This window comes from Constrictibacter sp. MBR-5, assembly GCF_040549485.1.
Lineage (GTDB): Bacteria > Pseudomonadota > Alphaproteobacteria > JAJUGE01 > JAJUGE01 > Constrictibacter.
In genome coordinates this window covers 378,661-392,083 of the sequence record NZ_JBEPTK010000001.1, presented here as the reverse complement: position 1 = coordinate 392,083, position 13,423 = coordinate 378,661, and the positions used below count along the sequence as shown (strand labels likewise).

Annotated in this window: 14 protein-coding genes, 1 tRNA gene and 1 pseudogene; 6 read left to right on the top strand and 10 right to left on the bottom strand. The window is 67.4% G+C overall.

Features of this window, described 5'->3' with window-relative positions:
- Position 1 precedes the first annotated feature (1 nt).
- Positions 2–634: a glutathione S-transferase N-terminal domain-containing protein gene (locus ABIE65_RS01840; RefSeq protein WP_354075138.1), complete on the top strand. Its 633-nt coding sequence runs from the start codon at positions 2–4 to the stop codon at positions 632–634.
- Positions 635–707: 73 nt separating this feature from the next.
- Here ABIE65_RS01840 and ABIE65_RS01835 read toward each other — a convergent pair whose 3' ends face one another.
- Positions 708–959 carry a hypothetical protein gene (locus tag ABIE65_RS01835; protein WP_354075137.1) on the bottom strand — a complete coding sequence of 84 codons (252 nt, stop codon included), beginning with the start codon at positions 957–959 and terminating at the stop codon, positions 708–710.
- A 214-nt stretch (positions 960–1,173) separates the two neighbouring features.
- Between ABIE65_RS01835 and ABIE65_RS01830 the strand changes: the two genes are divergently transcribed.
- Positions 1,174–1,267: transfer RNA gene (locus tag ABIE65_RS01830), tRNA-Ser, on the top strand.
- Between the two features lie 152 nt (positions 1,268–1,419).
- Here the strand turns inward: ABIE65_RS01830 and ABIE65_RS01825 are convergent.
- Positions 1,420–1,638, bottom strand: a pseudogene (locus ABIE65_RS01825) (helix-turn-helix domain-containing protein); the annotation flags it as partial.
- A gap of 224 nt (positions 1,639–1,862) precedes the next feature.
- Here ABIE65_RS01825 and ABIE65_RS01820 point away from each other — a divergent pair.
- Positions 1,863–2,264, top strand: a complete 402-nt coding sequence (locus ABIE65_RS01820; RefSeq protein WP_354075136.1) for a VOC family protein — start codon at positions 1,863–1,865, stop codon at positions 2,262–2,264.
- A gap of 474 nt (positions 2,265–2,738) precedes the next feature.
- Entirely contained in the window at positions 2,739–3,263 is a 525-nt protein-coding gene (locus ABIE65_RS01815) for a phage tail protein (protein ID WP_354075135.1), read from the top strand.
- 155 nt (positions 3,264–3,418) lie between these two features.
- On the opposite strand, the gene ABIE65_RS01810 is transcribed toward ABIE65_RS01815, so the two are convergent.
- From ABIE65_RS01810 to ABIE65_RS01790, 5 genes are all read right to left on the bottom strand, one after another.
- A complete protein-coding gene (locus ABIE65_RS01810; protein WP_354075134.1) occupies positions 3,419–3,571 on the bottom strand; it encodes a hypothetical protein in 153 nt (50 codons plus the stop codon).
- Positions 3,572–3,589: 18 nt separating this feature from the next.
- On the bottom strand, positions 3,590–5,449 hold the full coding sequence (locus tag ABIE65_RS01805; RefSeq protein ID WP_354075132.1) for an asparagine synthase-related protein: 1,860 nt from the start codon (positions 5,447–5,449) through the stop codon (positions 3,590–3,592).
- Between the two features lie 51 nt (positions 5,450–5,500).
- Complete coding sequence (locus ABIE65_RS01800; RefSeq protein WP_354075131.1) at positions 5,501–5,710, bottom strand: PqqD family protein; 210 nt, start codon at positions 5,708–5,710, stop codon at positions 5,501–5,503.
- 85 nt (positions 5,711–5,795) lie between these two features.
- The gene (locus ABIE65_RS01795) at positions 5,796–6,665 is read right to left on the bottom strand and encodes a sulfotransferase domain-containing protein (protein WP_354075129.1); all 870 of its coding nucleotides are present in this window, start codon (positions 6,663–6,665) and stop codon (positions 5,796–5,798) included.
- Positions 6,662–7,579 (bottom strand): hypothetical protein, encoded by a 918-nt coding sequence (locus ABIE65_RS01790; protein WP_354075128.1) that lies wholly within the window; start codon positions 7,577–7,579, stop codon positions 6,662–6,664. Before ABIE65_RS01790 ends, ABIE65_RS01795 begins: the two co-directional genes overlap by 4 nt.
- Before the next feature lie 261 nt (positions 7,580–7,840).
- Here ABIE65_RS01790 and ABIE65_RS01785 point away from each other — a divergent pair, with 261 nt between their 5' ends.
- Positions 7,841–8,719, top strand: coding sequence for an MBL fold metallo-hydrolase (locus ABIE65_RS01785; RefSeq protein WP_354075127.1), 879 nt, complete (start codon positions 7,841–7,843; stop codon positions 8,717–8,719).
- Between the two features lie 216 nt (positions 8,720–8,935).
- Here the strand turns inward: ABIE65_RS01785 and ABIE65_RS01780 are convergent, their stop codons facing one another.
- The 3 genes from ABIE65_RS01780 to ABIE65_RS01770 form a co-directional block, all read right to left on the bottom strand.
- On the bottom strand, positions 8,936–10,903 hold the full coding sequence (locus ABIE65_RS01780) for an alpha amylase C-terminal domain-containing protein (RefSeq protein WP_354075126.1): 1,968 nt from the start codon (positions 10,901–10,903) through the stop codon (positions 8,936–8,938).
- An 80-nt stretch (positions 10,904–10,983) separates the two neighbouring features.
- Entirely contained in the window at positions 10,984–11,217 is a 234-nt protein-coding gene (locus ABIE65_RS01775) for a hypothetical protein (RefSeq protein ID WP_354075124.1), read from the bottom strand.
- 115 nt (positions 11,218–11,332) lie between these two features.
- Positions 11,333–12,136, bottom strand: coding sequence for an AraC family transcriptional regulator (locus ABIE65_RS01770; protein WP_354075123.1), 804 nt, complete (start codon positions 12,134–12,136; stop codon positions 11,333–11,335).
- A gap of 89 nt (positions 12,137–12,225) precedes the next feature.
- On the opposite strand from ABIE65_RS01770, the gene ABIE65_RS01765 reads away from it, so the two are divergent.
- A complete protein-coding gene (locus ABIE65_RS01765) occupies positions 12,226–13,416 on the top strand; it encodes an MFS transporter (protein WP_354075122.1) in 1,191 nt (396 codons plus the stop codon).
- The last annotated feature ends 7 nt before the right edge of the window (positions 13,417–13,423 follow it).

Below are 13,423 nucleotides of genomic sequence, written 5' to 3'. Positions count from 1 at the left end.
GATGATCGACCTCTACACATGGACCACGCCGAACGGCCGCAAGGTCTCGATCATGCTCGAGGAGCTCGGGCTGCCCTACAGGGCTCACCCGATCAACATCTCCAAGAACGAGCAGTTTGATCCGGCCTTCCTGAAGATCAGCCCGAACAACCGCATCCCGGCGATCGTCGACCATGCGCCGGCCGACGGCGGCGCGCCGATCAGCGTGTTCGAATCGGGCGCGATCCTGATCTATCTGGCGGAGAAGACGGACAGCCCGTTGCTGCCCAAGGCGATGCGTCAGCGGGTTCCGGTGCTGGAATGGACGATGTGGCAGATGGGCGGGGTGGGGCCGATGTTCGGCCAGGCCCATCATTTCCGGCGCATGGCGGGCGAGAAGGTGCCCTACGGCGTCAAGCGCTACACGGACGAGACGCACCGCCTCTACGGGGTGGCCGACCGGCGCCTGGCGGGCAACGACTATCTGGCGGGCGCCGACTATTCGATCGCCGACGTGATCACCTATCCGTGGTTCGCACGGTGGGAGTGGCACGGCATCGACTGGGCCGACTTCCCCAACGTCAAACGCTGGTTCGATCTGGTGGGGTCGCGGCCGGCGGTGCAGCGCGGCATGGACGTGCCGAAGCCGGCATAGGCCGGATCGGTAGGGCTGCGATCGGCATCACCTGCGGCCGTCCCGGGCGGGACGGTCGCCGAACCGTCGCCGATCAGGCGGCGACGCGGCTCATCGCGGCGGGGCGGCGCCCGCGGGCGGACGGCATGGCGGCGACCGGCTGCGGCGCCGGGCGGCCCAGCATGGCGGCCAGTTCACAGCGCGCCTTCTCGAGCGCCTTCAACTCGCGGGCGTCCTCGCGGTCCCAGACCTCCATGCAGCCGATCTTGATCTCGACCAGGTCGATCAGCAGGTCGGCGGTGCCGCGGGTCAGGGCTGCGGCGGGCTTGTGCAGGGAAACGGCCATGACGGTACTCCCTATCAGCGAGTGTTTCTGTCTTCGATGCTCACTATCGGCCGTTAATCCTTAATTTTGAGACAACGTCCGGGGAGAGTCGCATTTTTTCGAAGAATCCTCCACGCCGCCCGGCAGCCGCGGCACGATGCCCGATCGGCGCCCCCGACCGGCAGCAGCGCCATTGACAGGGCGGCGGCCCGGTCGCTAGAAACGGCGCTCTTGCGGAGGGATGGCCGAGCGGCTGAAGGCAACGGTTTGCTAAACCGTCGTAGGGTTGTAAAGCCCTACCGAGGGTTCGAATCCCTCTCCCTCCGCCATTATCTGACGGCGGCCGGTTCGGCGAACGACCTGGCGCCGAACACCGTCGATTTCCCTCTGCATCCGCACTTCCGTTCTCGCTCGCGAGCCATCGGCTCCGCGATTGCCCGTGGGCTCGCAGTCTCGCTGCGTCTTTCGGTGGCGGCAGGCCAAACTGTCGCGCGTATTCGCGACTGAACTGCGTCGGGCTTTCGGAACCCACGCCGAACGCAACGGATGTGGCGTTGCCTTCGCCGGCGATCAGGAAGGATCGCTCGTGCAGCATCCGCACGTGCTTCTGGTACTGGAGCGGGCTGTGCGCCGTCACCGCCTTGAAGTGACGGTGGGATACGGGGATGCTGGGTGCCGCCAGCTCCGCCAGGGTCTCCACGCGCAGCGGCCTGGCGAAGCTTTCTCCGATCCATTGGATGGCGCGCTTGTGGAGGCCTCAGCGGCGGATTTGAGGCGCCGCTGGCCGGGCAGACGGTGCTCGGACCGTCAGCGAACGGGAGGATGTCGGCTGCATGGTCTCGAGCCTGCTGTCGGACGACAACCGCTGGATCAATGCCCAGAACGCCGAACTCGCCGGCGGCCACATCATCTGACGGGATTCAAATGCTCGATCATATCTTCCTCACGGTGAGCGACACCGCTCGCTCGGTCGCCTTCTACGAGACCGTGCTCCCGATCCTCGGGATCACCGCCCGCCTCGACTATGACGGAAGAGACGCCCCGGCGGAGCATCCCGACCTCAACGGCTTCGGTGTGAACGGCCGGATGTTCTTCTGGTTGAGACGGGGGGCGGCAGCACCCGGCGCGGTCCATGTCGGCTTCGTCGCCGATTCCGAGGCAATGGTGAATGCCGCCCATGCCGAAGCCCTCGCAGCAGGCGCGACCGAGATCCATCCCCCCGGGCCGCAGTTCCACTACGATCCCCGCTACTACGCGGCGCAGGTCAGAGACCCGGACGGCTACAGCCTCGAATTCGTGTTCAAGAGCTGGCAGCACGGGAACTGATGCGATGACCGAGGACAGCTTGCGCACGGGGCAATGCCCTGTTCGCCGCGCCCAGCGTCTCGGATGCCGACGCTGCGGCGAACTTGTTCACGCCGGACGCGGTGATCGGCGACCCGTCGACGGGAAACCGCACCGACGGTCATGCGGGTATCTTCGGTCATGGCTTTGCCGGAACCGTCACCGACGCGCGCGGCACAACGTGGCGAAGGTGCGGCTGTTCGTGCAGGCGGTGCCGGATGACCGTAGAGCGAATATCGCAATGGAACGTCGATGGGCCTTTGAACAATGGTCCGCGAGTCGTCGGCAGAGTCGCATTCGGAGCGGATTTATCTAGAAGTTTAACGACATAAGAGCCGGAGTATTTGACAAACCTGCGGCACCATATTACGAATATTTCGCACTGCGCATGTACAAAATTGCTCAGGCGAACAACGCTTCGAGCGTCTCGGGGATGGAAAATAAGGGAGCAGGATCATGGAGCCATTTCTTGGTCAGATCATGATGTTCGGCGGGAATTTCGAGCCAAGGGGCTGGGCGTTCTGTAACGGACAGCTGTTGTCGATCGCACAGAACAGCGCGCTGTTCTCGATCCTCGGTACGACCTATGGCGGCGATGGGCGCACCACGTTCGCCCTTCCGGATCTCCGGGGCCGCGCACCCGTCCATTTCGGAAGCGGCGGCGGACTGGCACCGGTCCAACTCGGGCAGAAGGGCGGGGCCGAAACGCATATGCTGACGGTCAACGAAATGCCGTCCCACAGCCACAGCATGCATGGCGAACTGGCAGCTGCCGACAAGCAGTCGCCCCAGGGCAACATGCTGGCGCTGACCGGACCGGAAATGCCGGTCTATGCCGCACCGAACGCGAACGAGGATCGGACCCTGGCACCGACTTCGATCGGCAATACCGGCGGAAATCAGAGCTTCGGCCTTCGCGGCCCCTATCAGGCCGTGAACTTCATCATCGCGCTGCAGGGGATTTTCCCCTCGCGGAGCTGATCGGCGCGCACCGCCCGCGATCGAGATCGATCGGTCAGGACCGGATCGATCGAGGCCGGGCGGTAGCCCCGACAGGGCGAGACGCGGGGCCCATCCGGTAACGGACCCGGATGCCCCGCCTGCCGGGTCGGGGCGGGATCGCCCAGCGCAGATCGTCAGCTGATATAGCTGATGTTTTCAGTCGGACCGTTCTGAACGCCGGTGGCCGTCTCTTCGACGTCGAGCTCGGTCAGCACGGGGCGCCGGTACGCAGGCTTGATTTCCTGCACATCGTCCTGGGAGGCTGCCGAGGCAATGTCATTCGCCATAGTTCAATCCTCTGACCGCTAGTCGCTCTTCAACCAACTATCGAGCGTGCTTAATGCGCGCAAGTTGTTTCTTTCCGGTGCTTTGGAGAACCAAAGGTCGTCATCGCCGAAAGCCCGTTCCAATGCTTCAGCCTGCGCCGCGACGGCGTCGCGCTCCACGATGTCGCCCAGCACACCCGACAACGCCTCAACGTCAATGGCATCGACGCGCCTGTCGCGCCCGAAATGCCGAAACGTCCCGAGGTTCTTTCCCTCTTTCCACAGTATCTTCTCCGGCACTGTGCCGATGCAAGCCCGCCGGTGGAGATAGCGTCCCCATTCCCGGTGCCGCTTTTCGATGGAGGGCGTGCCGAGAAACTGCGCGATCAGCCTGCGATCCAGCATCGGCCACCGGTAATCGACCCGATAGCTGCCGGCCATCAGCGAGCAGCCCTCGAGGCGCCCGACCAGGAACGTTCGAAAAGCCGGCTTTGCCAGCAGATGGCCGTTGAGCGTGCGCGATCGCCTGTAGGCGTCCGCCTGCGCCTGGCGGAACCCGGCCAATCGGTATTTCTCCATGACGTCCCGGCGCAGAATGCTGCGGGCTAGGCGCGGCGTGCGATCCCGCGGCACCTGTTCCCGCATTCCGCGCGCGTGCCTGCCGAGCATTGCGACCATCCGGGCCGTGCGCATCGCGACATTGCCCGGCAATTCCATGAAGAGCTGGGCGTAGCGCCCGGCGAGAAACAGCTCCCGAATCAGGAATTCCGCCCGGCTCGTCACGATTTCATCGCCACCGAACCCGGACAGCAGCGTCCGTATGCCCAACGCCTCGCAATGCTCGAAAAACGGCAGGTGGAAGAGGGCGTGCGTGTGCTCCGGGGGGTAGCCGAGCACGCGGATCGCCCGATCGTCTTCGCGCTGCGACGGCTGGTATGTCGGACGCGTCAAAACGTAATTGTGCTTGATCCCGCAATGGCTGGCGAGATCGAGGATGTAGTGCGATTCACGTTCGAGGTGGCATACGCTGAAACAAGGCAGGTCCGCCCCGTCGTCCCACAGTTTCGGGGCGGCGTGGCCGATGATCGTCGCGCTGTCGAGCCCGCCCGAGTTCTCCGCGCCGAGGCGATAGGCGCTGCGGAGACGGACTTCGACAGCCCGGTGGAACGCCTCGCGGTAGGAGTCGACCCACCTGTCTTCGCGCCGATATGTCTCCGGGGCGGCGTCCACGAGGTCGAAATATCGCACGGGGTCGGCCGCACCTGCGCGGCCCAGGTTGATGAAATGCGAAGGCGGCAGTTTCCTGACCTGCGCATAGGCGGTCTTCACCGGGTCCGCGGACTCGCCGATCAGGAAGCGTGCCATCCACTCCTGCGAGGGGGCGGCGTCGAAGCATCGGAGGCGGCGATAGACCGCCGCCGTACTGGCGAACACGAACAGCTCACTGCTGGCATGGTAGAAAAAGGGCCTGATGCCCAGCGCGTCCCGCGCGCAGAAGGCCGCATGCCGCGCCGGATCGTAGACGACGAAGCTGAAATCGCCTTCCAGCCGGTCGGGGCAGGCCTCGCCCCAGGTGCGGTGCGCAGCCAGGATGAGCTGCGGATCGGTCAACTCTTCGCGAAGCGCGAGGCCGAGTTGCGCACAGAGTTCGGCGCGATTGTCGAGCCGGACCCAGCCGACGATCACGCGTCCGGTCTCGGCGCATTTTTCGGGCACCGCCTCGTGCTTCGATTCCGCGGTGTTCCAGGTCAGCGCCTGCACGAGCAGCGCGCCGCTTCCCTGCCAGGCGCCCGTCCTGTCGGCCTGCCCATACGGCGTGAGTGCCGCCAGGAGCGTTTCCGCGTCGGCGAAATCCCGCGGATCGCCGCGGCCGTCGCGGATGATTATCCCGGCGAACATGATCGTTCTTGGCGGTTGAGACGGTGCACGACGAAAGCGACCTTGCGCATTCTAGCCGGCGACCATGACCAGCCCCTTGTCAACGAGCTTCTGCAGAAACGCCAGGACATCCTCGCTGACGCTGTCCTCCGGGCCGACCGCGAAATGGGCCTTCACGCCGTCGACGATGGCCCCGACGCTGCGATCCTGCTCCAGCATGCTCCAGATATGCGGGCCCACCCCGGAAAGTCCGAAATAGTGGCCGGTTTCGACATCGAGCATGACCGTTTCGCCATCCATGGTGGATGCCAGGAGCTCCGCTCTGCGCCTCAATATCGTGTGGGAATCCAACACTGCGCCTCGTCCTTCACATGACCTTCGGCGAGCCCGCCGCGTCGAGGTAGCCGAAGCGTTCCATCACGGCACCGTGCGCCGCGACGATGCTGTCGATCTGCGCGCCGGTCAGCGTGGTCTGCCAGTCGCCGGCCACACCTTTGCGAAAGAAGCGCGGGCTTCGCGGATCGCGCTCGCGGAACGGCTCCTCGTCTTCCTGCGCCTTGAGCTTGTCGAATGCCGAGAAGGCGAGGGCCCGCGCGATATCCTGCGGATGGGTGGGCAACCGTAGGAAACGGGCGGCTGCGGAAAAGGCCAAATGGGTATCCGTCTTCATGTCTTCGTAGCGGATGACGTGGGTCCGGATTTCGGGATTGTCGACCCAGCTCCGCACATGGTCCGACCAGGTCAGGAGACGCTGCTCGACCTGCGATTTCAGTTGTTCCCCATCGTCACGCGCAAGGCGATGCTCGGGATCCTCCATCATCGCGATGGCTTCGTCGATCGAGCAATCACCGTGGTTCGCGTAGGAGATCGCCACGTCGAGCGGATTGCGGATCAGGTAGAGCGCCCCGGCCGTGGCGCCGGCGTTGACGACCCATTGCCGACCGTCGACCCGGTGGCACGCATCGTGGACCTTGTGATAGCCGAAGCTGCGGCGTCGCTCCGAGGCGAAGCCGTAGACGGCGGGGCGCAGGCGCGCGATTTCGCCTCTATCCAGGTCCGCCGTGTCGAAGCCGAGCACGTCGTCCAGCCAGCCGCGCGAACTCGCCAACCCGCCGGCCCCGAGGTCGTTGATCGACGCGGGCACGTCGCGTTCCCCGGTCAGATTGCTGATGAAGGCGCGCAACCAGGTGTTGCCCGACTTGGGATAGGAGGCCAGCCAGAACAGCCTTGCCGTCATGACACAGCCCCCCGGCCCGCAAGGTCGGCGAGTATGAGATCGACAAGCCCGTCGATATCGAATCCGAGGCGCGGCCTGAACACCTGGGCGACGGGGACGTCGGCCGCCAGCGTCCTGCATTGCCGAAAATGCCGCGGCCCGAGTTGCATGCCCTTGAGGAATCGGAATCGGTAGCTGTTGGCGCGCAGTGCCTGAAACTTTGCAATTCCGGACATGTCGGCGATCGTGAAACGGTCCTGGTTCCACGGTGTCAGCACGTAGATCGCGCGTATCGGGGCCGGTTCCGCCCGGAACGCGTCCCCGAGCGGCATCTCGAACTTCGCGATGTTGGGTCGGATGCGCCGCAGCGCGGCGGTGTCAATCTCCAGCCGCCGCGCCGTGTCCTGCCACAGCTTCAAGCGCGATATGCCGGGGATCGCGCGGCCGTTCAGGTCGACGGGGCAGACGTCGTCCGCGATGATCCGATGGCCCCGTTGCAGCATCCGCGCGGCCAGGGTGGACTTTCCCGCACCCGACGAACCGACGCATACCGCGCAACCGCCGCCGACTTCGAACACGTTGCCGTGGAGTACCAAATGTCCGCGCTGCGCGAGCAGGGCGCCGATGCAGGTACCCAGCATGAACACACGCACGCTGTCTTCGTCGATATCGCCCTCCGGCTGGTAGATGAGTTTACCGCCGTCACGGATCAGATATCGCGCGACGCCGGGGACGCGAAGCCAGAGCGCATTTTCGGCGGCATGGCTGAACGGCCCCATCTTCGGGCCGACTTCCGTGCCGTCGGCCGGAACCGGCCCGCGGCGGATTTCAACGTCTCCGGGTTCGTCGGCCGAGAAGGGTTGTAATTCAGGCAGCCGGATGTCGCTCGAGATTCTCAGGCCGAACAGCCGATAACTCTCCCGAATATCGTTCATTCCGCCAATCTAGCCCGATATTTTCCAGCAAGAATCCGTATCTCCTCCAAGTGTACATTGAACAAGTTGCGACCAATAGCAGAGGCAACATTGTACCGAATCGCACTGGGCCGCAGGCGGTGACGACGAAGAGCCGAGCCACTTGCCTGCGACGCCCGCCCGTCGGTTGATTTCCCGCCATCGCTGGCGTCTCATCTCCTGCAACGGCGCGGGGGACGCGCGGATCCGGGGCGTACCCGGCGAGAAGCGAGGGAGGATCGGATGCGGCAGATCAGGGTCGGCGACGTCACCATTGACGTGGCCATCGAGCGCGACGGGCCGTGGCGCAAGCCGGAGGAGTTCTTCCCGATGTTCGACCGGGCGACCTTCGACCGGCATCTGCCGTCGATGGAGCCGGAGGTCTACGACACGGCCACCGGCAAGATGGTGATGACCTATCAGACCTTCGTGGTGCGCACGCCGAAGCATACGATCCTGGTCGACACCTGCACCGGCGAGGACAAGGGCCATCCCGCACCCTTCGACTTCCCGGGCAAGGAGCGCTGGCGCAACGAGCTGTTCGCGCTGGGCGTCAGCTTCGAAAGCGTCGACTACGTCTTCTGCACGCACCTGCACATCGACCATACCGGCTGGAACACGACGCTGCGCGACGGCCGCTGGGTGCCGACCTTCCCGAATGCCAAATACGTCTTCCACAAGGGCGAGTACGCGGTGTGGGAGGAGCAGCACAAAAAGGGCGCCAACCCGCCGGGCACGGTGTTCCGCGACAACTGCCTGCCGATCGTCGAGGCGGGGCAGGCGCTGCTGGTCGACGACGACTATGCGCTGGACGACACCATCACCCTGACGCCGACGCCGGGCCATTCGCCATGCCACTGCTGCGTCAACATCCACTCCAAGGGCCAGCGCGCCGTGGTGACCGGCGACATGATGCACCACGCCATCCAGTGCCGCGAGCCGGACTGGTCGGTGAAGCCCGACTGGGACCCGAAGCAGTCGGCGGTGTCGCGGCGCAGGTTCCTGTCGTCGGTGGCGGACACGGACACGCTCATGCTGCCGATCCACTTCGCGGCGCCGACGGCGGGGCTGGTGACGTCGGACGGGGCGGACCGGTTCAACTACCGGTTCAAGCGGGATTGAGGGGGGCCTCTCACCCTACCGGCACCCATAGGTGTCGTCCCCGGATGGCACCCACAGGTGTCATCCCCGGACGCAGCGAAGCGGACATCCGGGGATCCAGCGGGGCCTGGGCGCGTGCCGTGGATCCTCGGGTCTGCGCTTCGCTCCGCCCGAGGATGACAATGGGGTGGGGCGCTGCGCGCCTCGCAATGGCTGGGACGAAGGGGCGGCGCTGCGTCACCCCTCCCGTGCCAGGACGATCACGCCATTGGCGGGGATGCGCAGGCGCGCCGTGTGGGGGTAGACGGCGCCCGGCGGTCCGTCGGCGGTGACGCCGCCGGGGTTGCCGGCGGCCCACGGGTTGGGGAAGTGGTCGTAGACGTCGCTGTTGAAGACCTCGTGCCAGTGGCCGGGGTGCGGCATCTCGATCGGATAGGCTTCGCGGGTCGTCTCGGCGAGGCTCGCCACCACGACGACGTCGCGGCCCTCGCCCTCGACCCAGCGGTGCAGGACGATCACCCGGTCGGCCTCGTGCACCTGGGGCACGCGGACGCCGTCGCCGGCGAGGGCCGGCAGGCGGCGGCGCAGGCGGACGAGGTCCTGCACGAAACGCAGGAAGTCGCGGCGCGCCGGGTCGGTCGCCAGCGCGTCCCAGCCGATGCGGAACTGGGCCCAGAAGCGGATGTCGTCGTGCCAGGGCTTCTCCTCGAGGATCTCCTGGCCCATGAACAGCATCGGGATGCCGGGCGCGGCCAGCAGCAGGGCGGTGGCGACGCGGGTGCGGCTGCGGCCGTACCAGGCGTGCGGGCCCGTCGGATCGGCCAGCGCGGGCACGCGCGGCGCGCGCGGCCGGTGGCCGTCATAGTCCCAGCGGACGACGTCGTGATTCTCCAGGCACTGCACCGTGCGCCACGCGTCCGGGAAGCCGGGCGGCGGGTAGAGCGCGTCGCGCACCCGGTCGAGCGGCACGTGGGCGCCCGCGCCGCGCGCCGCAGCCGCCAGCGCACTGCGCAGCGCGTCGCGCAGGCCGTCGCCCAGGGCGGCGTCGAAGCCGAGCCCGGCGGGCGCCGGCGTCACCGGCAGCGCCCGGTCCCAGTCCCAGTATTCGGCGATCTGCAGCGCGTCCGGCCGGGCGTAGCGCAGGGTGGCGGTGAGGTCGCGGCAGAAGCGGTCGCCGTCGTGATGGTGGATGACCGTGACCTCGTCGTAGCGGATGCCGTCGACGCGATACTCGTCCAGCCAGAACAGGGCGTTGTCGATCAGGTACTGGCGCACGGCGTCGCGCCGGTAGGCGAAGACCTTGCCGCCGGCCCAGCCGGCCCGCGTGAAATAGAGGCTGCGGTCGTCGTCGCCCTGGGCCTGGCGGTCGTAGTACCAGATGCTGCGGTCGTCGAAGCCGCCGCCGGCGTGGTTGAAGACGAGGTCGACGATCACCGCGATGCCGTTCAGGTGGCACAGGTCGATCAGGCATTTGAGCTGGTTCGGGCCGGACTCCAGGTCGGATGCTGCGAGCAGGGACCGCCCGTGCTCGGCCAGCAGGGCGTTGGCGACCGCCAGCGGTTCGGCCAGCGCCAGCGGATCCTCGACCTGGTAGGCCATCTCCGGCGAGAAATAGTCGAGGCCAGCGTAGCCGAGGCCGAAGGCGCCGTCATACTCCTGTACCGGCAGCAGCTGGATCGCGGTGACGCCCAGGTCGCGCAGATGGGGGATGCGCGACATCACGTCGAGGAAGGTGCCGTAGCGCGGCGTCTCGAAATCGGCGCCCCAGAAGACGCCGACATGCAGCTGATAGACGATGAAGTCGCGGAAGGCCGGCGGCTTCCAGCCGGTGTCGTGCCAGGGATAGGCGTGCGGCTCGCGCAGGAGGCAGGGGCCGTCGGGGAAGGGCGGGTGCACGGCGAGCTCGCGCGCATGGGGATCGCGCTTGAAGCCCTCGCTGCCGCCCTCCGGGCCGCGCACCCAGAAGAGGTAGGGATCGCCGTCGACCAGTCCCGGCACGAACCCGGCCCAGGTGCCGTCGCCGAGCGGCACCAGGCGGTTCGCCGGGTTGGGGACCCAGTGCGTCCAGCCGGCGGTCAGGTCCGCCGCGGTGACGACATAGACGTCGCGCGCCGCCGGTGCCCAGGTGCGGAAGGCAGCACCCCCGTGGCGGAGCGTGGCGCCCATGGGCGTGTCGCGACCGATGCTCTCATGCGTGACGGGCATTGGCGGCCTCGCGCGCTGTGAAACGGCGGCGGGAAGCAGTGTAGCAGAGATCGGGACCGGCGACGTCGCCGTTACGCGGTTCAGCCGCCGGCGATGCCGGAGAGGAGACTGCCGAGCGGCCCGACGAGGAAGGGAGCCAGCAGGCTGACGATGTTGATCAGGTGATGCTTCGCGGTGACCAGGACGCGCTCCTGGAGCCAGGTGCCCAGGTCGGGGTCCCAGGATTCGGCGTCGTCCGATCCCGCTGCCCGTCCGGCGGGCCTACCGTTCGCCGGGCGCAGCATCTGCCAGGCCGGGCTGGCAGGAGCCGGCACGCCCGGTGCCATTTCGGTCGCGTCGCCATCGCGCTGACCGTAAAGCAATGTGCGGGCGCGAGGTATCGCGATGTGCCCGCGGCGGCTAGCGGCTCAGATGCTGTTGGCGCAGATGCTATTGGCGCAGATAGCGCGTGGGCGCGGCACCCATGCGGCGGCGGAACATGGCGGTGAAGGCGCTCGGGCTGGCATAGCCGAGGTCGAGGGCGACGGTGGTGACGGGCTCGCCGGCGGCGAGGCGGGTCATCGCGGTCAGGAGACGCAGCCGCTGGCGCCAAGCGCCGAAGGTCAGGCCCGTCTCGGCGACGAACAGGCGGGCGAGGGTGCGCTCGCTGGCGCCGGCGCGGCGGCTCCAGTCGGCGAGGTCGCGGGCGTCGCCCGGATCGGCGATCAGTGCCTCGGCGAGGCCGTGCAAGCGGCGGTCGCGCGGCATCGGCAGGTGCAGCGGCGCCTCCTCCAGGTCGTGCGCCTGGTCGAGCGTGACCTGCATCAGGCGGCCGGCCGGACTGTCGAGCGCATAGTCGTTCGGCACATGGACGGCGCGCAGGATCAGCTCGCGCAGCAGCGGCGGCACCGTCACCACGCAGCAGCTCTTCGGCAGCCACGGGGCCGCGTCGGTGCGGACGTAGAGGGTGCGCATGCGTAGCGGCGTCACCGCATGCACCTCATGCTGCATGCCGCCCGGCATCCAGAGGGCGAGGCCCGGCGGCACGACCCAGGCGCCCGAGGCGGTGCGCACCGTCATCACCCCCTCGGCGGCATGGATCAGTTGGGCGCGGCGATGGGTGTGCGGCGGGATGTCGTGGCCGGCGGGATAGTCGGAGGCGTGCGCGTGCACGGCCTGCGGCAGTGCCTGCAGCGCCTCAATCCGCGGGCTGATTGACGCCGGGTTGGGCGATAGATGTCCGTCCTGCGACATTGCTTGGCACTTTATCGAAGGACGGGCAGGCGCGCCAGCTTCACTATGGGATGCAAGATCAACCGCACCCGCGTCAAGGGAGCGACGACATGGACGCCCTCCGCATCCGCCTCCTGTTCCTGAACATCGGGCACAGCTTCGACCATCTGTTCATGCTGCTCTACGCGACCGCGGTGATCGCGATGGAGCGCTATTTCGACCTCAGCTACGGCGAACTGCTGGCCCTGGCGACGCCGGGCTTCATCGCCTTCGGCGCCGGCGCGCTGCCGTCCGGCTGGCTCGGCGACCGCTGGAGCCGCAACGGCATGATCGCGATCTTCTTCATCGGCATCGGTGCCGCCAGCATGGTGACCGGCCTCGCCAGCACGCCGCTGCAGATCGGCGCGGGGCTGCTGCTGATCGGCCTGTTCGCGTCGATCTACCACCCGGTCGGCATCGCGATGGTCGTGGACGGCCCGCCGGAGAGCGTCGGGCGCCGGCTGGGCGTCAACGGCGTCTACGGCAATCTGGGCGTGGCGGCGGCGGCGATCGTCGCCGGAGCCCTGGCGCAGTGGGTGCACTGGCGCGCCGCCTTCCTGGTGCCGGGCGCCGTGTCAATTCTGGTCGGCATCGGCTTCATCGTCTTCGTGCGCCGGGCGAACCTGCAGGTCCAGGCGGGGACGCGCGGCAAGGCGGGAGTCGGTTTCGTGCCCGGCTGGCAGCGCGCGCTGATCGTGCTGGCGCTGACGACGCTGTTCTCCGGCCTCGTGTTCAACGCGACGACCGTGTCGCTGCCCAAGGTGTTCGACGAGCGGCTGGCCGGGCTGGGCGCCTCGACCTTCGGCGTCGGCGTGCTGGCCTCGATCGTCTATGCGATCGCCGCCTTCACCCAGATCGCGGTCGGGCGGGCCATCGACCGATTCCCGGTGCGGCCGATCCTGGTCTGGCTGGCGGCCGCACTCGCCGTGGCGCTGCTGCTGGTGGCGCAGGCGGAGGGCTGGGCGATGTTCCTGGGCGCCTTGATCATCATGGCGCTGGTCTTCGGCCAGATCCCGATCGGCGATACCCTGGTCGCGCGCTACACGCCGAGCCCGTGGCGGGCGCGGGTCTACGCCGTGAAGTACGTCATCACGCTGGGCGTGGCGTCGCTGGCGGTGCCGTCGATCGCCATCCTGCACGGCTGGGGCAACGGCTTCTCGACGCTGTTCGTCGCGATGGCGATCTGCGCCGCGCTGGTCGCGGCGGCCGGGCTGGCACTGCCGTCGCCGCGACGTGCGGCGGCGGCGGCGCCCGCCGAGTAGGGGCGGG